Genomic DNA, 25,437 nt, shown 5'->3' with positions numbered 1-25,437 from the left:
CTGACCACCCATGCGCTCAGCAACGATTCCTGTACGGATACCTTTACGAGCCGCATAGATTGCAGATGTGTTACCTGCAGGACCACCACCGATCACAAGCACGTCAAATGCATCTTTGGCATTGAGCTTTTCAGCATCTTTCGCAGCAGAATTAGTATCGAGCTTCGCAACAATCTCTTCCAATGTCATACGACCTTGACCGATATGTTCGTTGTCTTGGAACACCATTGGTACAGCCATGATTTTGCGTTCTTCAACTTCGTCTTGGAAGAATGCACCATCAATCATGGTTGCTGTTGTGCCAGGGTTGTAAATTGCGATCAAGTTAAGTGCTTGAACCACATCTGGACAGTTATGACAGCTTAAAGATACGAATACGTCAAAGTCAGATTTGATTTCTAATGCTTTGATGGATGCCAATACTTCATCAGATACTTTTGGTGCATAACCAGAAGTTTGTAGCAATGCCAAAATCAAAGAAGTGAACTCATGACCCATTGGTAAGCCTGCGAAGAAGACACGCGGTTCTTCACCTGCTTTTGCAATACCAAAGCTCGGCGCACGTTTATTTTGACCATCAAAACGAGCTGTGACGAATGGAGACAGTGCAGCCACTTCTTCCACAAGTTCTTTGATTTTTGCAGATTTGTCTGAATCATTTAAAGTCGCAACCAATTCGATTGGACCTTCAAGGCGTTCTAAAAGCGTTTTTAATTGAGCTGAAGTATTTTGATCTAACATTGCTAACGTCTCCAAAGGAGTAATATTTATTTGATAAAGCTATATTAGAAGAAATACAAAAATAGGTAAAACAGTTAATTTACATAAAGACTATCGAAAAATTGAATTAAAAAATCATCCAATTAAGAATGAATGATTCTTTTATGATGATCGTAACAGTACAAACTTTAACTATATCTCCAAACGTTGAGTGATCGTTTGAATTCTGCTTTTAAAACTACGAGCTAATCCAAAGAAAATAAGCATTAACAATAACATGATGGCTGAGAACACCATTAATATCATCTTGACGACTTCTGAAATTTGTCGTGCCTGATTTGCCCGATGATCTATCGCTTTTGCCCAAGGAGTAATAGATTGACCATAAACTTGTTGCTGCATTGACCATAACTGCTCTGCATTAAAACCATATTCGACAAACTGTTTTTCATTTCTTTCAGCTTGCGCAAGTCGAGCTAAATATGCAGTTGCTAGCTTGGTATCTTCAGGTTTGTGAATCAAAGCCACTTGCGCAAGGACGTAGGCTTGTATAATTGGATTGACCTGTTGTTCAGTCATGATGACAGCAATCTGACTTTCGTGAATCGATTTATCATAATGACTTAATTGATATTGTTGTTCCAACGACTCATCATTCAAGTCATATTGAACATAGGTCAAACCTGACCAAATTAAGATGACAGCAATGAACCAACCAACAAACTTAAGTACAAATGATTGAAAGCGCACATAGAAAAAACGTATTTTCTTTAAAAAATGAACGATAAAAAAAGCACCAATGACTGAGCTAAATACTTTTAGAATGAACCAACCTAACCAAGATATCAAATTAAAAAAATAGTCAGGTTGATGTTGGTACACGTTTACGACTTCATCTAAACTATGTGGCAAATGAAGCTGCTGAACAGTTTCACTCATACCCATAAAACCATAAATCATGTCCTGATGAATAAAAAGCGACACAACTGAAATAATGAGTACACTGGTACTCAAAAACCCCCATAAATTAAGTATGCGATTTCGTTTGTACAATTCAGGCAATCTTTTCTGAATCTCAGTCTGCGCCACAAGATATTCATTGGTTTTATTCAAATTTAAACCTCAAGAAATTAGTGTTTTGGCTGATTTTGACTCGAATCCAAAACAAGTTGTTGAAGATTTCCTTGCAAAGCCTTAATACGGATTGATGCCTCTTCACGTTTTTGCATCCCTTCTTTCTGAATACTAATAACATCATTCACTGTTTTAATGAGGGTATTTTGAACATGTTCAAGTGTTTCAATGTCAATCACTGAGCGTTGATTTGCTCGAGCAGTATCTACTGAGTTCTGGTGTAATAAATCTGCATTTCGTTTAAGTAACTCATTCGTCGCATCATCAATAGTATTAGCCAATTGGACGCTATTTTTTTGTTCCTGTAATGAAATCGCTAAACTAATTTGATTTTTCCAGGCAGGAAGCGTGATATTTTTTATCGCATAAAACTTATCAACCAACATTGAATTATTTGATTGAATAATTCGAATCATCGGTAATGTCTGCATCGCAGATTGTTGCAATACCTGTAAATCACTCACTCTTTTTTCCAAGTTGTTTGCTAAGTGATTTAAGTCGTAGATTTTTTGATTAGTTTGCGCATCTTGTTCTAGCGTACTTAATTCAGCTATTTGCTCCTGAACTTCTTGTTGTTTAATTTTCCCTGCAGCAATATAAACCCCTAATTGTTTATATTCGTCCTGCACACCATCAAACATACGATCCAATGTATTTACACGGTCTTTTAACCCTTGTTGAGAGGTTTCAATTTCTTTAACTAAAGCATCTATTTGTTCTTTAGTGGTATTGAACTTTTGATCGAAACTCTGTTTAGCACCCTTAAATCGATTTAAGATACTACCCAAGAAGCCTGAACTTTTAGCAGGACTTAAAATACTGTTTGTATTGAGCTGTTGAGCCACTGTAACGACTTCATTTAACTTTTGACCTGTTGCATCCAAATCTTTATTTTTAACTAGATCCAGTAATTCATCCGTATAAGTCGCTGTTTTAGTCGCGATATTTTTCCCATATTCAGCAACCGTAGCATGATTCATATCAGCTAGTTCTTGGTGAACTGATTCGACTGCTGCAAGGTCTGACGTCGTCAACCCAATTTCTTTTAAATCTAACTTGGAAAACTTTTCCTCCGTAGAGATTAAGCTTAAGGATTCATTTTTCTTTTGAATTGGAAAATCAGACATAACACACCTTATTCTTTAATTAGTGATTTTTTTAGAGATCGAATCAGTTGTTCGCGACTTTGATCTAACTTTTCAATATCGACTGCGCCATTTTTAATTTGAGTTTGCTCAAGATGATATTGCCAAGCTGGGATTAATACTTGCTGCGCTTCACGAAAACGATCCGTCAGAGTTAATGAAAGTTGTTGAGTCAATTGCATTTGCATGAGAGAAATATCATTGTTTGCTTGTACCGACTCTAATGTTTGTATTTTTTTAGCCAATCGCTCCTCAAAGTTATCGAGTGGATGGCGATGATGAGAAAAATCTGTGTATTCTGTTAAAAATTGTCTTGCTGCTTGAATGTAGCGCGCCATTTGCTCTCTTAAACCAACTGCTTGCTGAAATCGAGAACTAGACTTTTGGATTTCAATGTGAATACGTTGGGACAGCTGATCAGCATCTAGAATGAGTCTATCTAAATCACGAATATAAGAAATTTGACCCGCACCGAACTCTAAATCCAGACCTAACCACTTTTGGAGAGCATTAAATTTTTTTTGTTTTAATTTCTTTTTGGATTGATTCAATTTTTGAATAATATCTGAAATTGTTTCGCTTAATTTTTTATTTAAAGTGGGGTCTATACCTACCAATAGAGCATTTTGTGCCTGCACAATATGTTCAGCATATAAATTAAGTTTAGACGAATCAGTCAATAAAGGAACAAGATCATGCCTCTTAATTGAGAGCAAATCCGAAGGATTAACTTCAATTTGATTTAAGGGTATAAGCTCATTAAAAGATGACATTGGTGTAATTTAAGAAAGTGATCAGCAATCTTCAAATGTAGCAATAAACTGTTCAAAATATACTAATTTTTTGCAAAATATTACACAAAATCAAACACAAAAAAAAAGCCAGCAAATGCTGGCTTTTTTATTAATGAGGTTTAGATTTTCTCATTCTAAGCCAACTTAAACCAATGAGTCCTAAAAGCCCAAACCCACCTAGGCTACCCCCTCCACTCGTACGAGAACTTCCAGGCCTTGTTTCAGTATTTAGAACAGCTAATGTTCCCTCACCTGATGAAGCGCCGTCTGCGTCCAATACTGAGTACTTAAGATCATAGGAAAAGACATCCAAATTATTGTTCAACTGAACTCGAATGTTTCCACCATAGCACTTTTTAAAACGGTCATTAGCACATGGCTCTACCCGATCCGCGATAATTGAAACAGGATTCGGTACTCTTGCAAAATAAATTGATACCTCATCCCCATTAGCATTATGGTAAAACTCCTTTTTATTTGGAGGATTGATTGCATTTCTGTTGCCATCACCAGCATCACTCGCTTCAGCCAGTAAATTTACACTGATTTGAGTCGATTTTTTTGGATTGATTGTATATTCCACACGTTCAGGAACAGTTGGCACGATATTGATAAAATTACCAATTAAATATGCACTTGATGTTTTTTTACTGTCGCTTTTTGAAGTAAGCGTATATGTACAGAATTCAGAGTCTCCACTCGGTGTTATGCGACCATCTGTTCTATACATGACTATCTGCTTAAGCTGCGGTTTCCACTCACATTTCAACCGATCATCAAACTTACCTAAGAATGTTTTATCGATATCTAATTTCCCAACTCCCACAACCTCAACTTTGACATCATAATTATCAACATTAAGATGCTCAATTTTTCGCACCTTACCATCAGGAGAAACAAATTCATCTGGTAAATTCAATTTAAATGGATCGAACAAAATTGGACGATATTGATTAAGATTATTTAACTCATTAAAAAATGCTTTTTGATCGGTGAGCTCCATATTATAATAATCAATCACTTCTTCTTTGGTTTCAGGATCGGCAATAGCATCTTCGAATGCTTTAATTCTATTCTCAGTTGATTTCTTTATTTGAACCAGTGATTCATTTGCTTTACTTAAATTGGAAACAGTCAACTTTAAGGTTTCTATCGCACCAATATCGCAAGTATTGGGAGTCGCATCTAAACTGTTGAGCGAATCCAATCCAATCCGATTAATACCTCGTTGATCAAGCAGCGAACAACCATCAGTACCAAAATCAACTAAATCTTTACCGCTAGAATTAATCTTCGGAAAAAAGACAGGATGAAAGTTAGTATTCTCATCATTAACCGGTAACGATGTTGAAAACAGATCATTGATACTCAATTGACTAACATCAAGACTATTTTTTTGTGCATTTTCTGACGCTTTTGCTGGTAGATCACAGTCTATAGATGGATTACTCAGTGGAATAGCATTTGCCAATAATTCAATACCTGCTGACTCAACTTGGCTCACATCACCGTGACTATATATACAGGCTTTAGCCTGATTAAAACCTATCACATTATGATTTAAGGCTTTTGCACCTGTATTTCCATACCAAAGCACAGATCGCGCGGTATTGGCGATAATCGTATTACTATCGAGCTTCAAAATAGAATTGGGACTCAAATTTATTTGACCCCCATCTGTTAAACGATCACTAAATTGAAAAATTTGACCTTGTGTATTATTTAATACATTGGAAGAGATTGTATTTGCTTGCAATTGTGCTGTAGGTTCACCACAAAATGAGAATAAACTGTTTGAAGCTGTATTTCCATTTTCGGTAATAGACATACGGGATAAATCAATCTTACGACGTGTGAACACAAGATTATCCAAGCAAGACATTGCTATAACAGCGCCTTGCTGAGCTGTATTACCACTCACCCACCCGACCGAATAACTTAAAGAGCTACCACTGTCATTCAAAAATATCGCTCCACCTCTTAACGCTGAAGACTTTGTGATATTTACATTGTATAAATCAGTCTCACCCCCCAATAGCAAAGCGCCACCATTGGTAGATGATTTACCATTTGTCAGCTCTATATTTCTTAAACTCAAACTCGGTCGATTTAGATTGGTCGTATTGAAAATGCGATGTGTATTTTGACCATTAATTATAGTTTGAATTTTAGTTTGCGCAGGATAACTATTTGAAATGACATTCGGTTTGGAATAATCGACAGGCTCTTTTCCCCTAATAATCACTGAAGAAGTTGGCTGAAGCTCTGCATTCAAACTATAGGTACCAGCTTCAAGCTGAATAATGTCAGTTTGTACTCGATCCGTATTTCCTTTAGCACAACCTCCATAAGCTCGATTAGTCGAAGCAGCCGTCAACGCTTCTCTGAGTGAACACTTTGCATCATTAGTACCGTCTTCATCATCAAAGGTAGTGACATAAATTATTGTATCTTCAGCAGCCATCAAGGACATTGCAGACAGGACTGCTAAGGTCAAAAAAGCTTTTCTACTTTTCAACATACGATTCCTTTATTATTTTTTTCTACGTATCGCGATTAAAGTCATCAGACCTAATACGGAGATTAGACCTAGCCCCCCACCAGAAGTTTTTACTTTATCGCTTGTATAAGTATCTCTGGGGTCTTGTTTAATGACGGTTGGAATTTCGATATAAGGATTCATTGACTCATTCAATTGACGTGTAGATACAACGACCAAAACTTTAAAATCATCAGTTCCGTGCCAATTCCCTTGAGGCGTATAAGTAAACTCCCCATTTTGGAGTAGTTCTGCTTTACCTTTACTTGGAGAATTATTTTGTTGGATGATCATACAGCCCGCTTGCCATTCTTCTTTTTTGGGATGAGGTCCGACTAAGGCATCACATTGACTAGCAGGTATTAGCTCACCATCTCCTAGAAAATCATTAATATTTAACTTAACAATTTCTCCGTAAAAGATATCCTTGCCAAATCTGCCTGAAGACGTACTTGACTGAATAAGTTCGATTGCGCCTCGATCACACAAAATACGATCCTTACGTGCGTTGCCACGCTGATCAACTGTTTCACATGATGTACCATTTGAATCTGGTCCACGATTAATGATCGGAGAATCTGTTAATTGTCGATAACTAGGCAACACTCTTGGGCGGAAATATCCTAAAGCATAGCCAGAATAGACTTTGAACGGACATAAAATGCCAGATGAATTAACATCACATTCACCTTCTACATCAGTCCCAGCTAATAATGTGCGCTCGCCCAGTTGTTCTGAAGCTGTGCCCTCACAACCAAAACCATATAAATTATTGTTTAAATTTGATTGATCTATTGCAGTCTCTACACGACAGTCTAGATTGCCATTTTTTGCAATTATATTGTTAGTAAGCAATGCCTTCTTAAACGGCGCATTAAAAATCAAGCCAAAATCATTAAAGACCAGCGTATTGTTATTAAGCGCAATACCATCCTTCACATTGATAATATAGCCCTTATTATTAAAAATTGTTGAATTGATCACTTTGGCATAATTGAGATTGGTCACCTTAGTTTCATCTTCACTCAACACTTTATGGCTATAAATTGCGAAACCTTCTGAATCTGTTGTTTTATTACCTTTAATAACAGAAGCACTAATGTCAAAATCAGGAAATTCACTATACAAAACAGCACCTTGTTGTGCTTGATTGTTTTCCAGTAACGAATTAACTAGATTCACTCGCGCGGAACGAATTTTGCTAGTTTCGGATTCAATAAATGATTCAACATTATAAATCGCACCACCAAAATTTGCTTTGCCATTGATAAGATGGCTTTTATCAAATTTTAGCCGTTCATAATTGAGAATTAACCCACCTTTGTCTTTGCATACAGATGCAGTACAACCTTGCAAGGTAATTTCGTAAAATTCCACACCAATTGCAGCATCTCTAATTTCATTATCAGCTTTAGGACGAATTCGCTCAATATGGAAAATTCTATCAGTACCCTTCATTGCTATGACGGCATTTTTTGTACCAGGAATATCGTCAACAATGGTAGTTTCATACTGCGTTCTAAAAACCATCGGTTTAGAGATGCGAACTTGCTCGTTTAGAAGATATTCTTTCGTAGATAAGATAATATTATCTGTCGCATCTTTACCACCACAGCCATTGAGACCTGCTTCAGGTTTACCCTGATTAATATATTCAATTGCTTCACGCAACGAACATTGATCATCATTTTTGGTGATATCTTCAGTGGTCGTAACCACAATATCCGCACTGAATACATGCCCTGTTGCACACAACAATACAAGACCTAAGCCCCGTCTGAGCATTACCATCTCCTTAATTTTTCTTTATTTTTTTAAGTAGCGAACTTTAATTATGTAGCGCTATTTGTCCATTTTGACTAATCTGTCACAAATTTTTAGAATTCTCAATTATTTTTAAGTAAAAAATTGCCGAGTTCAGATAAAATCTACATTTTGAGTTTTGAATAACATTTAAAAAGCATTTAAGCACTATACTGATCGATGAGCGCGTAGATTTGCTTAAGGGTTGCGTTGGATAGCTTAACTTTTTCACCCTGTAGTAACTTTGATAATTGATCAACCGTTTGTAATAAGGTACTGGTCTGTATCGGGCCATTGGTCAGCAGATAATCAATAATTAAAGGATCAAAATGCACACCTTTACGATCCAACACAGAATGTAATAAGGCATAGCGGTCAGCGTAGGATTGACCTGTTGGCACTTTAACACTCACCGCTTGAGTTAATCTCGACTGAAGATCTGGTAATTCAAGTTTCAATTCAATTGGCGCAGATCTAGATGAAAAGACTAGTTGTCCTCCACCATCATTATTATTATTTATTAAATGAAATACCGCCTTTTGCCAATGCGGTACACCACTAATCGCTTCAATATCGTCTAGAGCGACCAAATCATAACGATCCAATGAAGTAATCGCCTCAATTGGAGCATCGAGCAATTCTAGCAATGACACTTTAATTGCAGATTTCCCAACATCTAGATATGAGTCACATATCGCAGTTAATAAGTGACTCTTACCTGTGCCCGCACCGCCATAAAGGTAAAATCGATTCATTAATCCAGCATGAAGTTGGCGAACTGCATCAATGACGGGTCCCCAACCTGGGCCGGAAAAATCACTGATCCGTGCATCAAGTTGAGGTTCTATATCAAGTTGCAGTTGCCGCATAAATGCTTGGTCACCTTAAGGTTCTTTATTTTGTTTCTGCACATCGATTTTTTCAGATGTTGCAATATCTTGTTGATTATTGATTGATTGTGGTTTGAGATCAAGCTCAATATCAACCTGATCGGTTTGGATTGTAATTTCACCACCACCATGATCAGCTACGGCAACAGCTGGCGTACCATAAATTGTACTCCTTTCATAAGTGTCACGTGCATGTCGGAGCAGTACCACGATTACAGCTGCAACAGGTAATGCAATCAACATACCCAAGAAACCAGCCAATTGTGCACCAGCCAATACAGCGAATACGACCGCTACTGGAGAAAGACCAATTTTATCTCCCAATAAGAATGGCTGAAGCACATAACCTTCAACAGCTTGCCCTACCATGAACACCACTGCAACTAAAAGGAGTTGAGTCCAATCCATACCAAATTGGAAGAAAGTTGCTATCACGGCAGCAATAATTCCTACTGCAAATCCTAAATATGGGATGATACTTGCCAAGCCTGCAATCATGCCAATAATCAAACCAACTTCCAGACCAATCAGTTGTAAACCAACAGCATAAACAATCCCCAAAAGGATCATCACGAGGAATTGTCCTTTTACAAATGCACCTAGTACGCTATGGCATTCACCTACGATTTCAAGCGTTGAAGCTTCATAAGGACGTGGAATGAGTCGACGCAAACTATTGAGCATTCGATCCCAATCTAAGAGGAAATAAAATGCAATAATTGGAATCAGTACAATTGTCCCACCAATCTGAATAAAATTCAGACCAGATTGTGCCAATTTGAGTGCCATCGCTTGGATACTGTCAGCACTATAATTGGTTTGAACATACTCCATAACAGCTGCTGAAATCTGATCTACATCTAATTCTAGTGGCACTATATTGAAAGTATCTGATAACCACGGTAAGAAGCTAAAATTTACCCAATGAACTACTTTCGGGATACTGGATTTAGCATACATCAGCTGTTCCCAAATTAATGGAACCAAATACCACATTGCCCATGTGATCACGACACCAATACCAATAAATACCAAACTGATAGACAACCAACGAGGTAAACCTATCTTATGCAATCGATCAACCAATGGACTGAAAAGATAAGCTATTAAAAATGCACCAATAAATGGGATTACGACCGGTTTTAATAAGTATAAAATCCAGAGAAATAAAGCTATCCCTGCAAGGATAAAAACACGGCGTAGGGTACGATCTACCATAGAAACTCGCCTTTTTTAAGATTATTCGTTATGTAAAGGAAAATATTTTAGTAAAGATAACATTTTAGTGCATAAATAACATAAGAGTTTCGTATATTCGGGTTATAATCCCCGCGCGAATGCGGAGACTTCAATATGAGCAACTCAACTTCTACCCCAAACACTGGTTTAAGCTACAAAGATGCAGGTGTCGACATTGAGGCGGGCGACGCGTTAGTCGATCGTATCAAATCTGTCGCTAAACGCACGACTCGTCCTGAAGTAATGGGCGGTCTTGGTGGCTTCGGTGCACTTTGTAAAATTCCTAAAGGTTATGAAGAACCTGTTCTCGTATCTGGCACAGACGGTGTTGGTACAAAATTACGTTTAGCATTGAATTTAAACCGTCATGACACAATTGGTCAGGATTTGGTTGCAATGTGTGTGAACGATTTACTTGTCTGTGGTGCTGAACCACTCTTCTTCCTTGATTATTACGCAACTGGTCACCTCAATGTTGATGTCGCAGCAAATGTAGTGACAGGTATCGGTCAAGGTTGTGAACTTGCTGGATGTGCGTTGGTCGGTGGTGAAACTGCTGAAATGCCAGGCATGTATGAAGGTGAAGATTACGATTTAGCTGGTTTCTGTGTAGGTGTTGTAGAACAAAGTAAAATTATTGATGGCTCTAAAGTTAAAGCTGGTGATGTATTAGTTGGTGTTGCTTCAAGCGGCGCACACTCTAATGGCTACTCTCTTCTTCGTAAAATTTTAGATGTAAAAAATGTTGATTTAACTCAAATTGTTGATGGTCGTCCACTTGCTGATGTCGCAATGGAGCCAACTCGTATCTACGTTAAACCAATTCTAGAGCTTCTCAAACAGGTTGATGTTCACGCGATGGCACACATCACAGGTGGCGGTTTACCAGGTAACTTACCTCGCGTATTACCAAATGGTGCTCAAGCTGTAGTAAACGAATCTTCTTGGGAATGGCCTGAGCTGTTCAAACTTCTTCAACGTGAAGGTGGTGTAGAACAATTTGAAATGTACCGTACATTCAACTGTGGCGTAGGTATGGTTCTAGTTGTTGATGCTGCTGAAGCTGATAAAACAGTTGAAATCTTAAATCAACTCGGCGAAAAAGCATGGACAATGGGCCACATTGTTGACAATGCTGAATCTGTCGAAGGTGCAGACGAAAAAATTCGTGTGATCTTCGCTTAATCAGTTTATTGTTAAAACATGATTAAAATTGCTGTTTTAGTATCAGGTAACGGATCAAACCTACAAGCATTAATTGATGCAAACCTTTCAGGTCAAATTGTCGGTGTGATCTCGAATAAACCTGATGCTTACGCACTTGAGCGTGCTACTCATGCCAACATTGCAACTGCAGTGATTGAACACAAAAACTTCCCAGACCGTGAAACGTTTGATGATGTTATGCATCAGCAACTGCTCGACTGGGAAGCTGATCTTGTAGTTTTAGCGGGCTTTATGCGTATTTTAAGTGCTAAGTTCGTTAAAGCATGGGAGGGTAAAATGATCAATATCCACCCTTCTCTACTACCAAATTACAAAGGAATGCATACACATCAACGTGTATTAAATACTGGTGATTTATGGCATGGATGTACAGTACATTATGTCACTGCAGAACTAGATGCAGGTCAAGCACTTGCTCAAGGCGTACTCAAAGTGTCGCACCATGATAATGTTGCATCTTTAGCTGATCGTGTACATCAACTTGAACATTTAATTTATCCTCAAGTTGTAGAATGGATTTGTAATCAAACCATTCAAGTCACATCCGAAGGCGTGCACTATAAAAATCAAATTTTGAAAGATCCAATACAGTTCTGTCATATTTGATTTAAAAAACGCAGCTTAGGCTGCGTTTTTTAGTGGCGTCAAAATAGTTTTTAAATGCGCAGCCAATTGCTCAGGATGTTCAAGTGGGAACATGTGTCCACCTTCAAAAATACTAAAAGGCACACCAAACTTTTTCCTCACTTTATGAGGGAATTTACGTGCTAAGAATGGACCTTCAGAAGCAACAATTAATTGACTTGGAACTTTGAGCTTAGGTTGAGGCAGCCACCATAATGAAGGATTGGTTCTAAAAATATCCACTTCAATAGATTTTGGAATCGCCAATTCAACGCCGCCACGCGTTGGATCTTCAACTAATGCAAATTGAATATAGTCATTAAAACATTGCTCATCAAATGCTGCATATAATGCTTTGGGTCGAAGTAATGTTGCAGCTTGCTCTCGACTATCCCAATGATCACGTCGACGTTTAGACAATGCCGCTGGCGACATTTGATCCACTGCTTTTAACTTCAAAGACTTTGCAATATGCATAGCAAATGATTCTAGCCCCATAATAAGAGGTGGATCGAGAAGAATAGTTTGACTAAAAAGTTCTGGGCATTTCAACGCAGCTTTGAACGTCAAAACTCCTCCTAAGGAGTGCCCGATACCAATCACTTTACGACCATGGGATTTCTGAACAATATTATCAATCACTTGCTGTGTCATACTTTCCCAGTGTTGATCTACAGGATAACGTTGATCAACACCAAGATTGGTCGTATAAATCACATCGAATTGATCAGACAAAGCATCAAAAAATTTTTGATAAACTTTCGATGGAACCCCGTTGGCATGAGCAAAATGGATCAATGGTTTCATTGGATTCGATTCACCTGCTCAGATTGAATCTGCTTGGAAATTGAAGAAGCAAAACCTTGACCAATTTCACTTCCAAGTCGTCCAAGCACAGAATCAAAGGGGCTACGTTGAATAGTATAATCTACCGTTTTTTCGACTTTTAATTCGCGTTTCAGTGTGTGAATACTGCCAATCCGATCTGCAATACCGAGCTTCACAGCCTGCTCACCAGTCCAAAACAAACCTGAAAATATAGCAGGGTCTTGCGATTTCAATTTATTGCCACGACCTTTTTTGACTGCATCAATAAAATGTTGATGAACATTATCCAATACACCTTGTACGTGTGCACGTTGTGCAGGATCAACTGGTTGTGTCATCGACAATAATGCTTTGTTCTCACCTGAAGTCATGGTGCGATCTTCAACGCCAAGTTTTTGCATCAAACCACTCACTCCATAGTTTGGCATAATGACACCAATTGAGCCGACTAAACTTGATGGATTAACAATAATTTCATCCGCTGCAGACGCAATGTAATATGCACCTGAAGCACCTGTGTCACCAATTAATGCATAAAGTTTTTTATCTTTATAAACCGACTTTAAATATTGGATCTCTTGCCAAATTTCATCAGACTGAACTGGAGATCCACCCGGAGAGTTAATATTTAAAACAACAGCTTGCGATTGCTTGCTTTCAAATGCTTTTTTCAAACCTTTGATCGTATCTGCACTATTCACACTTTGCTGGTCTGCAGCAATCGTTCCCACGATATCCACCGTAGCAATATGCTGTGATGACACAGCACTTTCAGTGGAAGTCGTTGAGCAACTTTTCCCCATGACCAAAACAATAAATAACAGATATGCGAAAGTAAGAAATTTAAAAAAGATTCCCCAACGTCTTGCACGTCTCTGTTCTTCTACAGATGCGAGAACAGCTTTTTCTAAAATTTGCCATTCTTTTCCGTTAGGTTGGTTATTAGGTTTTTGATTTTCATTTTGTGGTTCAGGCGGCCAAGCGGACATACATACCATCCAAATTAAATTTAAGCTGACATTATATACAAGGAATGAGGTCAAACTATTTATAAGTCAAGATTTAACATATAATAAACCCAAATCACAATATTCTATGAACTTACCAAATTTTGAATCTAATGCCTGAAACCAAAACATCGACCACAACCCGCCTGTTAAATTTCTTCAGTCGCCGTCCGATTCGTTTTTCTCGTTTTTTTGCAAAAATGCTTGCAGGGCTGATTAATACGCTAAAAATTACAAAAACTACGAACACCATCCGCCTCAATATCGACATTTGCTTACCACATCTTTCTGATGAAGAAAAACATTTAGTGACTCGTGCAGCAGTAAGAAACGAACTTCAATCTTATATGGAATTTTTTAGTATTTGGGGAAGCTCAAATGAAACCAATATTTCACGAATACGCCATGTCACGGGTGCTGAATATTTTCATGAAGCAATGGCTGAAAAGAAAGGGATTATTTTACTCGCACCACATTTTGGTACATGGGAAGTCATGAATGCGTGGTTCGCACAGTATACCAAGATGACCATCATGTATAAACCCATCAAGAATGAAGAAGCAGATCAATTTGTGCGCCAGGCTCGTAGTCGAGAACAAGCAACTTTAGTCCCTACAGATGAGAGTGGTATAAGACAAATTTTTAAAGCCCTTAAATTAGGAGGGACAACTGTGATTCTTCCAGATCACAATCCTAAACACGGTGGTGAAATGATCGATTATTTCGGCATCCCACTCGAGTCCAGTAATTTAAGTGCCAAACTCATCCAAAAAACTAAAGCCAAAGGCCTTTTGGTCTATGCAATTCGCAATGAAACTGAAGATTTTGATGTATTTATTGAACCAATGGATGCTTCGATTTATGAAGGCACTCCCGCTGATGGAACGTTAGTAATTCACCGTGCAATAGAAAGCCTGATTCATCGTTATCCTGAACATGCTCATTGGAGCTACAAACGTTTCCGTGCAAATCCTGATCTACATAACATTTATCGTATCCCTGCAGAACAAGCCAGAGCAAAAATAGAACAAGTTAGAAAAGCAAGTTAATCTATGGGGTTATTCCGAGTTAACCACGCTTTTTGATCTCGATGATATCGAAATTGTACATCTCCGTTTTTATCGAAGGTCATTCGAATGCTGCCCTTCGATTGGGTATCGAGTAGCGGAATATTAAGCGCTTTTAAACGCTCTTTGACAACAGGATGTGGATGATTATAGCGGTTATCAAAACCAGCCGATGCAATGGCAATTTTAGGTTTGGTATTTTTTAAAAAGTCGTAAGATGAACTATGTCGACTGCCATGGTGTCCTAAGATTAAAATATCTACTTTAAGTTCAGGATACTGCTTTAAAATACTATACTCTGTCTCCCATCCTGCATCTCCCATAATCAGAAGATGCTTAAAATCGTTAGCATAGGGTAATGTCAGATATATTACGCAAGAGAGCTCATTACGATTTTGACTGACAAAATTTAATTGTGATTCAGCTGGTGAGAGAAATTGTATATTTATCCTACCCAATTGCACCTGTTGATGCTGTCGACAATAATCAAATTTCACTTGCTGAAACCTATCATCTTTTTCATTTGAGATAACTTGATCAATTTGTATATGTTTTTCGATAGCGCGGTATGCACCAGCATGATCTTGATCAAGATGACTCATAAAAATTTGATCTAATTTTGATATTCCACGTTGAATTAAGAAAGGGACAACTACACTTTCTCCAATACTAAATGTATTCTCATCAAAGCTCCCGCCTGTATCAACTAAAGCATTTTTCCCTGATGACTGTAAGAGTATGGATTGCCCCTGTCCTATGTCTAAAATTTCAATGATATCGTATCCATCATCACGTTTAGGCATCAGCAATGCCACACCTAATACGGGTATCCATAATCGAGGGATTACATTCTTTGGCATAAAGAACATCAATACTGCCAAAGCGAGCAAAAACATTTGTGCTTTCGTTAACGCCACCCATTTCAATGGATTGTCTAATATTAATCCCAACTTAGTCAGCAGCACCAAAAGCACCGATATCAACATATCAGCCAGATGAAATAAAAATAGACCAACAAAAGGAATAAAGCTGAGACAATAGCCCAGTACTTCTAATGGCACGATCAAGGTCCCAATCATTGGAACAGCAACTAAATTAGCAAATGGTGCAAGTAAAGAAATCTGTTGAAATATCAGTAAAGTGAATGGTAACAGTGCAATAAATATTTTCCATTGGGATTGCAAAAGTATTTTAAGATACATTTTTGCTTTATCTAGAAAATGATATTTGTTGATTAAAGCAGTGTTTTGCTGTTCATGAACGATCGTTTGGTATACACGAATCAAAATCAAACATGCGCCGTACGAAAGCCAAAATGCAGCAGATAAAGTACTAAAAGGGTCTAAATAGAGCATAAAGCTCGCACTGATAAGTAATAGCACAAAAGGCTTAATCTTAAATTTAAATAAAATAGCGATACTAATTAGACAAACTGACAATGTAGTTCTTAGTGCAGGAATTTCGAGCCCTGAAAAAAAACTATAAATAATTACCCCACATACGAAAGGGATTAAAAGTAAATATGTTTTGGGAACTTTTAGAAAAATATGAGGACGAAAAATTGATACAAGATGCCCCATGAACCACGATAATAAACCAGCAAAAATTAGAACATGTGGACCTGAAATAGCCAATAAATGCGTAATGCCTAGTTTTTTAAATAATTCTTCTTGTTGCTCCGTCAGTAGACTCTTATCACCTGTGAGTAACGCGACTAGCAAACCCTTATTTCTGAATACTCCCTGTTCGATATCATCCCTAAAAGCTAAACGTGCTTTTTCAATGCTCAGGCTCAATCGTGCGATAAGGCTCCGATGCACATCGGTTGAAGATAAATAACCTTCAGAATATAACACCGCTTCACTTACAGGTACGATCCAATCTACACGCATTGTTCCAGCTATATTTTGCTGCAACAACCATTTCTCATGATCAAATACCCCATCTACTGCATAACTATGTGCGGGTCTTAATTTTCCCATAACTTTATAATAGCGCCCTAGTTCTAATGTCGTATCAAGTTTTGACTCTCGCAAATATAATAATAGCGTTTGAGATTGTCCTTGCTTCTTGTCGATCACTTGCGCACGCTGCTGTATTGATCGACTTTCCTGATCCATTTTCAGCTGATTAATTTTATTGATATAGACAACTATTTCTTTTTCTTCAATATATTGAACACGTTTCTCTAAACGATCGTGTAAGGCTGTTTTTGCATGTTGATGCCCCAAAACAAATGTGATCAGACAAATTCCCGTTAGCACAAGCATTCTTGATGATGACTGGACAATACTTGAGGTGTGAGGATAAATGAATCGATCAGGTTGCCTCATTAATCGTACAAAGTAACCCATGATCAAAATGATACTTGCCATACCCAGCAAGAGAGTTGAATATTCAACTTCACCCTGAAAGCTGATCGTAGCAACACCAATGATCCAAAAGATGAGAATAAATATTAAAAACATCTAACTTTTATGTTTATTTTTCTTAAATAGATTAAAGCCCACCTAAGTGGGCTTTAACAAGACTGTTAATCGGATTTTTAGGCTATACCCACAATCCATCTTGCATATGCAAAATCTTATCAGCAGTTTGTGCGAGCTGTTCATCATGGGTCACGATGAGCATTGCCATATTAAATTCTTTACGCAGATCGGAAAGCAATTCAAAAATTGTGACGGCAGTTTTACGATCTAAATTTCCAGTAGGCTCATCTGCCATCATCAATTTAGGTTGAGCCACTAAAGCTCGTGCAAGCGCAACGCGTTGTCGCTCACCGCCAGATAACTCACCTGGTTTATGCGTTAAACGATGTGATAAACCCACTTTATTCAACAAATATTCTGCACGTTCTTTTACTTCTTTAAAATTTGCATCTTTACGTAACATCAGCGGCATTGATACATTTTCTAAAGCCGTAAACTCAGGAAGTAAATGGTGAAATTGATACACAAATCCGAGGTGTTCATTACGTAGGAAACCGCGTTCAGCTTCGCCTAAAGTGTCAAAACGCTGCCCATTAAGCATCACTACACCTTCGGACGGACGATCAAGCCCCCCTAATACATGTAACAGCGTACTCTTACCCGAACCACTTGATCCAACAATTGAAACAAATTGTCCTTGCTCAACAACTAAATCCAATCCCTTAATCACTTCAACAGTTGATTTACCATCTGTAAAATGTTTATGAATATTTTTGGCTTCTAAGACAATATTACTCATAGCGTAAAGCCTCTGCTGGTTGAACTTTAGCAGCACGCAGCGCTGGATAAATTGTTGCAAGGAAACTTAGCGCTAGTGATAAGCTAACAATCACCACCACATCTTGCCAACGTAGATACGATGGTAAATAGTTAATGAAATATGCATCGAATAAATTTAGTCCAAAAGCGGTGTTCAGCCAGCCAATAAATCCACTGATGCTCGTTGCAAAGATGATACCTAGTGCTGCTCCTGCCAGTGTTCCTACAACACCAATCACCGTACCCTGTACCATAAAAATCTTAGTGATCGTTGCTGGTGAAGCACCTAAGGTTCTTAAAATAGCAATGTCGGATTTTTTATCAGTAACCACCATCACCAATGAAGATACAATATTAAATGCTGCAACCAAGACAATCAGGAAAAGTAAAAGGCTGACCATTGCTTTTTCCATCTGAATGGCACTAAAGAGATTGCCGTGCGTATAAGTCCAATTTGATGGATAGAAATTGCCTGGTAAATCCATAACAACTTCTTCAGCGACTTGTGGTGCTTTGAAGATATCATCTAGCTTCATACGGATACCTTGTGCACCATCCGGCAGTCTCAACAGTGTCGAAGCATCATTTAGCGCGATGTAACCCATCATCGAGTCCACTTCCGCACCAATACTAAAAATACCGACAATTTTAAAACGTTTAAATCGTGGAACAACGCCAGCGGGTGATGGTGTCGCTTCAGGTAATACCAATGTTACATTGTCATTGAGACTTAAACCTAAAGCATCCGTCATCTGCTTGCCCAAAACAATCCCGAACTCACCTTTCTTTAATGAGTTGAGGTCGCCTTGAACCATATGATTTTGAATAATAGATACATTTTTTTCATAGTCAGGCTCAATACCCGTGACCATTATCCCTGCAACCTGTCCTTGGGCTGTTAACATCCCCTGCAACTGTGTAAAAGGTGCAACACCCGTCACATGTTCATGTTGGTCTATTTTCTTTGCAAGCTCAGGCCAGTCTGTTAGAATTTGTGTAGAGGAAACAGTCGCTTGAGGTACCATTCCCAAGACACGGTTTTTTAATTCACGATCGAAACCGTTCATTACAGATAACACAGTAATGAGAACAGCGACGCCCAAAGTCAGACCGATCATGGAAACTAAAGCAATAAAAGAAATAAAGTGATTACTTCGCCGTGCGCGAGTGTATCTCAACCCTATATACAGCGAGATCGGTTTAAACATACCATCTAGTCCGAGGTGTTTTAATGAAAAATCTTCAGCATCAAAGTGGCAATATTGAAAGACGCGTCATGTCACGTATTGATGCTGCCTTAAGAATAAATTATCAGATCATCACTAAAGATGTCGCTTTGAATGATCCCTATGATTCAAATTTTGTACTACCGCGCTATTTTCTCTTACTTGCAGAATTAGATCAATTTGATCATGCGCTTATGTACGAATTAGAACAATTAAATCAAAAAGATCAACAAATTGCTCGGATATTATCCTTATTTAATCAAAAATTAAACCTGATTACGGGCTCACTTTACGACTCTATTGTACAAACCATGTTACCAGTACCTACTCAAGTCAATTTGTCTGAAACGGGTTTTAGTTTTTATGCTGAGCAACATATCCCTGAACAAACCTATATTCATATCACATTGAGTCACCCTGAAAATGATTTTCATATCGCTGCAACTGCACAGGTTGTCTACAGCAATCAAGAAGAAAATGGGCTGTTTAGAACCGGTGCATATTTTCTAACGTTACATCCCCAAGACAAAGTAAAGTTAACAGAAGCCTTGAAGCATTTAAAAAACTCACAGAATCGCTGAGCATCCAACTTAAGGCTTTAATACTTTTTGTTTAAATTTCTGATTCGCTTCTATATCCCGATAAAAATACATAAACAATCCCAGAAGTAGGATCATTGCTCCCAGTATCATACCTAGCGTTAATTTCTCATGATTAAATGCAGCGCCTACACCAAGTGCTAGAACTGGAGTCATTACATTTGTCAGTGACAATGTCGTCGGTTGGATTTTTTTGACCAAATAGAAATAACAAAACATAGCCACTAATGAAGCCATAACAACAGAATATATGATCGCAAGTAATGACTTCATTGAAGGTAATTCAGTAGGTAAATATTTCCATATAAATGGCACAATTAAACATGCAACAAAGGTAGAAACCAGTATTGAACCTGTCGCCTGTGCCATCGGTGCTACATCAGCATTTATTTTTTTTACCCAAAAAATTGACATTGCGTATGAAAAAACGCTAAGCAACATTAAACCAATTCCAATGGGATGGATATGTTGTGATGATCCAGTAAAACTGATCACTACGAGCCCAGTAATCGCGACGATCATTCCTAACCATTGCAGCTTATGCAAATCTTGTTGAAAGATAAATTTTCCAATAAGCCCCGCCATAATTGGTGCTAATCCAAACATCAGTGCAATCATGCCAGAACTTAGATAATCAGTAGCTACATAAGTAAAAAATTGTGAACCAATCAAGCTAAATGAACCAGCAAAATAACTATGCAATGCAATTGAATTTAAAGGAAATTTTACCTTTAAAACAATGAGAAGCAATGCCGCGATAGGCAGTGCCAAGCCTAATCGAATCACCAATGCCCACATTAAATAAATATCTTCTACACTCCACACAATCGCAAGTGGAGTTGTTGCCCAGATGATGACCAATAAGGCATAAATGAGCATAAGTTTAGATTTTTCTGGCATGTGAACTCGATTGATAAGATAAATCAGGCAGTTTTTCTTTTTTGTTTTTGAATCGTTTGATCCAAAGCACTTGAAAATTCACGCTTATCTCTTTCTGAAATTGGCGGTGGTCCACCGGTTTGAACGCCAGCCCCTCTCAAAGTTTCCATGAAATCACGCAAATGTAATCGTGCCTTAATATTAGCTTCTGTCCAAATTTCACCACGTGGATGAATTGCAACGCCACCCTTTTCGATGACTTGAGCTGCTAGAGGAATATCCTGCGTCATGACAATATCATGCTCTTTCATACGTTCGATAATTTCTTTATCAGCTTGATCTGCTCCACTCATCACCTGTATTGAATTAATACGAACAGAAGGAGTTATTCCTACATTTTGATTGGCGACAAAAGTTACTTCAAGTTGATAACGATCAGAAGCTCTTAAAATGACTTCACGCAAAATTTTAGGTAATGCATCAGCATCCACCCAGAGTTTAAATGGCAACACGCCTCTTTCCTTCGTTGTCTTACCACGTCATCTTATCAAATTTTACAGATGGCTGGTTTGATATGATGAATATAAAGCGGATCGTTTTTTTATAGTGAGGACCTTCTCTCCATGTTATTTAAATACATGAAAAATCTTATTGTTGTCAGTTTAATCAAAATTAAAACTAATTGATTGTTTTTGCTTAATGTATGAACGATTAAAACTTTTTTTGATACGAAGCTTTTGACAATTGAAATGTCTATCCTTAATATACAAGCACCTCGCAACGTCCCTATCGTCTAGAGGCCTAGGACATCGCCCTTTCACGGCGGTAACCGGGGTTCGAATCCCCGTAGGGACGCCATTATCGTTTCATACGATCACTCAATATTCAAAATTACTATTATTTCATTGAAGAATTGTAGTTTTTCACTACAATAACTCGCTTCATTTGTTTCGAATTTTCAATCCTATGCACTCATCTCCGAATGATGCTTCGCATCAGGGCAATTCTGCGCCTTTACAACGCGCTATGAGTACTCGACATCTGGTTATGATTTCGCTTGGCGGCGCAATCGGTACTGGACTTTTCTTAGGTTCGGGTGAAGTCATTGCACAAACGGGGCCTATAGGTGCCATTATTTCTTATATCCTTGGCGGGATTATCGCCTACATGGTTATGCTGTGTTTAGGTGAGCTTGCCGTTCATATGCCTGAGTCTGGTTCGTTTGGTGCTTATGCCAAAAGATATATTGGACCAGGAACAGGCTATACCATCACTTGGTTATATTGGTTAACTTGGTCGGTTACATTAGGAACTGAGTTTACAGCCGCCGCCCTCCTCATGCAGGAATGGTTCCCAGATAGTTCCATGTGGATGTGGACTATAGTCTTTGGTGTATTCGTATTTGTTTTAAATATGATTTCCACAAAATGGTTCGCAGAATCTGAATTTTGGCTGGCATTAGTTAAAGTTATTACTGTTGTTGCATTTATTCTCTTAGGCCTACTCGCAATTTTTGGCGTAATTGGCTATCAAGGTTACGAAACGGCGCCTTTATTTAGCAATTTAACGGCTCAAGGTTGGTTCCCTGAAGGTCTATTCCCAATTTTTGCTACGATGCTTATCGTAAACTTCGCATTCTCTGGAACAGAATTAATTGGGGTTGCTGCTGGTGAAACTAAAGACCCAGCTAAAAATGTTCCTAAAGCGATTAATACAGCGATTTTTCGTCTGTTGATTTTCTTCGTAGGTACAATCATTGTAGTAACGTCACTTCTTCCACATCAAGAAGCTGGCTTAGCTGCTGAAGGTGTGAGTAGCTCTCCATTTGTGACTGTTTTCCAGCATATTGGTATTCCCTATGCAGAAGATATCATCCGTTTTGTAATTATTACCGCTTTATTATCAGCTGCTAACTCTGGTTTGTTTGCTGCGTCACGCATGATGTGGTCTTTATCTTACAAAAAGCAGCTCCCTGCAGTATTTTCTAGAGTGAATGCACGTGGTATCCCCTATGTTGCAGTGATCGTGACAATGATCGGTGGGTTACCAGGATTATTGTCAGAACAATTCGCACCTGAGACTATTTTTACCAATTTATTAGGTATTGCTGCTTTCACAATGGTCGTTGTGTGGATGAGTATTTGTTTAAGCCAATTTAATTTCAGACGCGATTGGTATAAGCAAGGGCGCAAAAAAGAAGAGCTGGGCTTTGCTGCTCCATTATTTCCAATTGTCCCAATCTTAGGTTTTGTGTTCTGTTTTATCACATGCTTAAGTATGGTATTTGATCCAAGTATGCGTATTAGCTTTTTCGGGTGTTTAGCGTTCATTGCTGTATGCTATGCCAGTTATTACCTGTTTTATCACGATAAATCTTGATTTTGAAATAGCGACTTCGGTCGCTATTTTTTTGCTTAGACAGTTCCTATTTTCCCAATGCTTTTCTAATATTTCTTGGAGATTTGATCTAAATTTAGCCTTTAAATTCAATATTGTTTTATTTTCATACGAACACACCATTTTTTTAATTTTTTTGCTGAAATGCGTTTGACACCCCCCTATTTTCACCCTATTATACGCCCACCTCTGAAACGTCCCTATCGTCTAGAGGCCTAGGACATCGCCCTTTCACGGCGGTAACCGGGGTTCGAATCCCCGTAGGGACGCCAATTTTCAGAAGTAGATTTTATTAAGTCCCTATCGTCTAGAGGCCTAGGACATCGCCCTTTCACGGCGGTAACCGGGGTTCGAATCCCCGTAGGGACGCCATTAATTTCAATTGAAATAACATGGTTTAAAATATATTTCTGCACTGTCCCTATCGTCTAGAGGCCTAGGACATCGCCCTTTCACGGCGGTAACCGGGGTTCGAATCCCCGTAGGGACGCCATATTCGAGATGATACATCTCATAAAAAAGCCCAAGCATTTAAGACTTGGGCTTTTTTTTATAACTTAGTCACCCTAAAAATCGAACACAAAATAAACAACATTATCATCTTTGCAGGTTATGGTGGTTTAAACCCTTAATAACGCTTGGAGAAGATGATGTTGGACAACACCGTACTTAATCCCCTAGCATCCCCATCACAATTAAATACAATTAGTCCTAAAACAAATAAAGACTGGGTTGAGTTTTTTTTAGACCCTAAAGTGAATCGTGAATGTAAAACAGAATATGCTGAAACCTATGTTCTTTCACTATTTGATCAACTCAATACGACTCATTTATCGTGGATTGATCAGGTAGAACAAGTTAGGCAACATATACAACACGAACATGATCAAACTTGTTCTAAATTTCAAAGTTATCTAGATCAACGAAAATCAGGCCTTGGGCGTGACTACTTTCCAACCATCTCTCATGCTTTAGAATTTTTATATAAAGTTGCTCCAGTTAAATATGTAGATGGCTCCTGGCTATATTCATCTCTTACGCACCCCTCTCTGTTTGAAAGCAAAGATCTAAGCTATATCTACTTAGAAGAACTTGGCTTGGGAGATGCTAAAGCAAATCATGTTTGCATGTATCAAAACTTACTGCGACATTTCGAGCTTGAACCATACATTAATTATTTAGATGATATTTATTTCGAACAAGCCGCTGTTCAACTTGCTCTCGCATATGTACCACATGATTTATTTCCAATAGTAATTGGATTTAACTTGGGTTATGAACAATTACCACTACACCTGTTAATTACCAATTATGAATTAGCAGAACTTGGAATTGATCCTCATTATTTTAATGTTCATATTACGATTGATAATGCACACAATGGACATGCTGAAAAATCAATACAGGCATTTATTGATCATTATCATCAAGCTCAAGATAAATCAAAATATCTTGAACTGGTGAAAATGGGCTTCCAAATGAATGATCTTGGCTTGAGCTCGACGAATATCATTCAAGAAATTGATCTGACTAAAAGCGTTTATCAACTTCTGCAAAGAAAAGCAGTTGTCGGTCAACATATCCATAACCAAAAATGTCAATTCAGTGGCAAGTCTATTAATGAGTGGCTCGCTCAACCTCAATTAATATCTGAATTTGTTCAAATCTTAATTGATAAACAATGGATTATTAAAAACAGACCTGTCGAAGAAAGTCGTTTTTGGAAACTTATTCACGATAGTGATGGCAAAATGTTTGGTGTATTTAATGCAACTGAGAAAATGCTGATCAAAGACTGGATTCAAGGGGAATCATTAACTATTCGTTTAAAAAGAATGCCTGTAACAGGAGATCAAAACTGGCTCTCAAAATACAATAATCAACATGAACTTGAACAGATCAAACATCAATGTGATTCATTAGATGATACAAACGATAAACTAGCATTATTAATTCCATATCTCTCACCTTACTATCATCCACGAGCGATCGGATTATGGGCAACCCAAGAAGTTTCTAAGATACTTTTCCCTTTTCAAACGCTTGCGCTTTAGTTCTAAGTCGCAGCATA

21 protein-coding genes and 4 tRNA genes are annotated in these 25,437 nt (G+C 38.0%); 10 read left to right on the top strand and 15 right to left on the bottom strand.

All coding sequences use genetic code 11. The features are described 5' to 3' along the window. The 8 genes from AC1M9K_RS07880 to cxpE all read right to left on the bottom strand — a co-directional run. Window positions 1-741, bottom strand: a 741-nt coding sequence (locus AC1M9K_RS07880; protein ID WP_481588963.1) for a thioredoxin family protein, incomplete at its 3' end; no start/stop codon positions are given. 171 nt (window positions 742-912) lie between these two features. Further along, window positions 913-1,833, bottom strand: coding sequence for a hypothetical protein (locus AC1M9K_RS07875; RefSeq protein WP_481588962.1), 921 nt, complete (start codon window positions 1,831-1,833; stop codon window positions 913-915). Between the two features lie 17 nt (window positions 1,834-1,850). Next, window positions 1,851-2,981: a toxic anion resistance protein gene (locus tag AC1M9K_RS07870; RefSeq protein WP_092766783.1), complete on the bottom strand. Its 1,131-nt coding sequence runs from the start codon at window positions 2,979-2,981 to the stop codon at window positions 1,851-1,853. Window positions 2,982-2,989: 8 nt separating this feature from the next. Further along, window positions 2,990-3,772, bottom strand: a complete 783-nt coding sequence (locus tag AC1M9K_RS07865; protein ID WP_180027900.1) for a tellurium resistance protein — start codon at window positions 3,770-3,772, stop codon at window positions 2,990-2,992. A gap of 130 nt (window positions 3,773-3,902) precedes the next feature. Next, window positions 3,903-6,314, bottom strand: coding sequence for a CSLREA domain-containing protein (locus tag AC1M9K_RS07860; RefSeq protein ID WP_481588961.1), 2,412 nt, complete (start codon window positions 6,312-6,314; stop codon window positions 3,903-3,905). Between the two features lie 12 nt (window positions 6,315-6,326). Continuing rightward, window positions 6,327-8,117 (bottom strand): rhombotarget A, encoded by a 1,791-nt coding sequence (gene rbtA, locus AC1M9K_RS07855; RefSeq protein ID WP_481588960.1) that lies wholly within the window; start codon window positions 8,115-8,117, stop codon window positions 6,327-6,329. Between the two features lie 179 nt (window positions 8,118-8,296). After that, window positions 8,297-9,004, bottom strand: coding sequence for a DnaA regulatory inactivator Hda (gene hda, locus AC1M9K_RS07850; protein ID WP_035266869.1), 708 nt, complete (start codon window positions 9,002-9,004; stop codon window positions 8,297-8,299). Between the two features lie 15 nt (window positions 9,005-9,019). Then, complete coding sequence (gene cxpE / locus AC1M9K_RS07845; protein WP_481588959.1) at window positions 9,020-10,243, bottom strand: chloramphenicol efflux transporter CxpE; 1,224 nt, start codon at window positions 10,241-10,243, stop codon at window positions 9,020-9,022. Between the two features lie 135 nt (window positions 10,244-10,378). Here cxpE and purM point away from each other — a divergent pair, with 135 nt between their 5' ends. Both purM and purN read left to right on the top strand, forming a co-directional pair. Next, window positions 10,379-11,449, top strand: coding sequence for a phosphoribosylformylglycinamidine cyclo-ligase (gene purM, locus AC1M9K_RS07840; protein WP_035266866.1), 1,071 nt, complete (start codon window positions 10,379-10,381; stop codon window positions 11,447-11,449). A gap of 18 nt (window positions 11,450-11,467) precedes the next feature. Then, a complete protein-coding gene (purN, locus tag AC1M9K_RS07835; protein ID WP_092766790.1) occupies window positions 11,468-12,097 on the top strand; it encodes a phosphoribosylglycinamide formyltransferase in 630 nt (209 codons plus the stop codon). Window positions 12,098-12,112: 15 nt separating this feature from the next. On the opposite strand, the gene AC1M9K_RS07830 is transcribed toward purN, so the two are convergent. Both AC1M9K_RS07830 and sppA read right to left on the bottom strand, forming a co-directional pair. Beyond that, window positions 12,113-12,922 (bottom strand): alpha/beta fold hydrolase, encoded by an 810-nt coding sequence (locus AC1M9K_RS07830; protein ID WP_481588958.1) that lies wholly within the window; start codon window positions 12,920-12,922, stop codon window positions 12,113-12,115. Next, complete coding sequence (gene sppA, locus AC1M9K_RS07825; RefSeq protein WP_481588957.1) at window positions 12,919-13,932, bottom strand: signal peptide peptidase SppA; 1,014 nt, start codon at window positions 13,930-13,932, stop codon at window positions 12,919-12,921. The genes AC1M9K_RS07830 and sppA overlap by 4 nt, the downstream gene beginning before the upstream one ends. Before the next feature lie 131 nt (window positions 13,933-14,063). Between sppA and AC1M9K_RS07820 the strand changes: the two genes are divergently transcribed. After that, window positions 14,064-14,999: a lysophospholipid acyltransferase family protein gene (locus AC1M9K_RS07820; RefSeq protein ID WP_481588956.1), complete on the top strand. Its 936-nt coding sequence runs from the start codon at window positions 14,064-14,066 to the stop codon at window positions 14,997-14,999. Here the strand turns inward: AC1M9K_RS07820 and AC1M9K_RS07815 are convergent. From AC1M9K_RS07815 to AC1M9K_RS07805, 3 genes are all read right to left on the bottom strand, one after another. Next, window positions 14,996-17,485: a DNA internalization-related competence protein ComEC/Rec2 gene (locus tag AC1M9K_RS07815; RefSeq protein ID WP_481588955.1), complete on the bottom strand. Its 2,490-nt coding sequence runs from the start codon at window positions 17,483-17,485 to the stop codon at window positions 14,996-14,998. The two genes, AC1M9K_RS07820 and AC1M9K_RS07815, sit on opposite strands and share 4 nt — an antisense overlap. Window positions 17,486-17,567: 82 nt before the next feature. Beyond that, window positions 17,568-18,245: a lipoprotein-releasing ABC transporter ATP-binding protein LolD gene (lolD, locus tag AC1M9K_RS07810; RefSeq protein ID WP_035266856.1), complete on the bottom strand. Its 678-nt coding sequence runs from the start codon at window positions 18,243-18,245 to the stop codon at window positions 17,568-17,570. Further along, window positions 18,238-19,473, bottom strand: coding sequence for a lipoprotein-releasing ABC transporter permease subunit (locus tag AC1M9K_RS07805; protein WP_092766794.1), 1,236 nt, complete (start codon window positions 19,471-19,473; stop codon window positions 18,238-18,240). The genes lolD and AC1M9K_RS07805 overlap by 8 nt, the downstream gene beginning before the upstream one ends. A gap of 23 nt (window positions 19,474-19,496) precedes the next feature. Here AC1M9K_RS07805 and AC1M9K_RS07800 point away from each other — a divergent pair, with 23 nt between their 5' ends. Then, entirely contained in the window at window positions 19,497-20,072 is a 576-nt protein-coding gene (locus tag AC1M9K_RS07800; protein WP_481588954.1) for a PilZ domain-containing protein, read from the top strand. A gap of 9 nt (window positions 20,073-20,081) precedes the next feature. On the opposite strand, the gene AC1M9K_RS07795 is transcribed toward AC1M9K_RS07800, so the two are convergent. Beyond that, window positions 20,082-20,990, bottom strand: coding sequence for a DMT family transporter (locus AC1M9K_RS07795; protein WP_481588953.1), 909 nt, complete (start codon window positions 20,988-20,990; stop codon window positions 20,082-20,084). A 23-nt stretch (window positions 20,991-21,013) separates the two neighbouring features. Then, window positions 21,014-21,481 (bottom strand): YaiI/YqxD family protein, encoded by a 468-nt coding sequence (locus AC1M9K_RS07790; RefSeq protein ID WP_035266848.1) that lies wholly within the window; start codon window positions 21,479-21,481, stop codon window positions 21,014-21,016. 270 nt (window positions 21,482-21,751) lie between these two features. Here AC1M9K_RS07790 and AC1M9K_RS07785 point away from each other — a divergent pair. The 6 genes from AC1M9K_RS07785 (at window position 21,752) to AC1M9K_RS07760 (ending at window position 25,420) form a co-directional block, all read left to right on the top strand. After that, window positions 21,752-21,827, top strand: a tRNA-Glu gene (locus tag AC1M9K_RS07785). A 108-nt stretch (window positions 21,828-21,935) separates the two neighbouring features. Continuing rightward, complete coding sequence (locus AC1M9K_RS07780) at window positions 21,936-23,348, top strand: amino acid permease (RefSeq protein WP_481588952.1); 1,413 nt, start codon at window positions 21,936-21,938, stop codon at window positions 23,346-23,348. Between the two features lie 214 nt (window positions 23,349-23,562). Beyond that, window positions 23,563-23,638 (top strand) — tRNA-Glu (locus tag AC1M9K_RS07775). A 24-nt stretch (window positions 23,639-23,662) separates the two neighbouring features. Then, window positions 23,663-23,738: transfer RNA gene (locus tag AC1M9K_RS07770), tRNA-Glu, on the top strand. A 45-nt stretch (window positions 23,739-23,783) separates the two neighbouring features. After that, window positions 23,784-23,859, top strand: a tRNA-Glu gene (locus tag AC1M9K_RS07765). Window positions 23,860-24,016: 157 nt separating this feature from the next. Continuing rightward, window positions 24,017-25,420, top strand: coding sequence for an iron-containing redox enzyme family protein (locus AC1M9K_RS07760; RefSeq protein ID WP_481588951.1), 1,404 nt, complete (start codon window positions 24,017-24,019; stop codon window positions 25,418-25,420). The last annotated feature ends 17 nt before the right edge of the window (window positions 25,421-25,437 follow it).

The organism is Acinetobacter sp. 24-47-67 (assembly GCF_056779735.1).
This window is presented reverse-complemented; position numbering and strand designations above follow the sequence as displayed.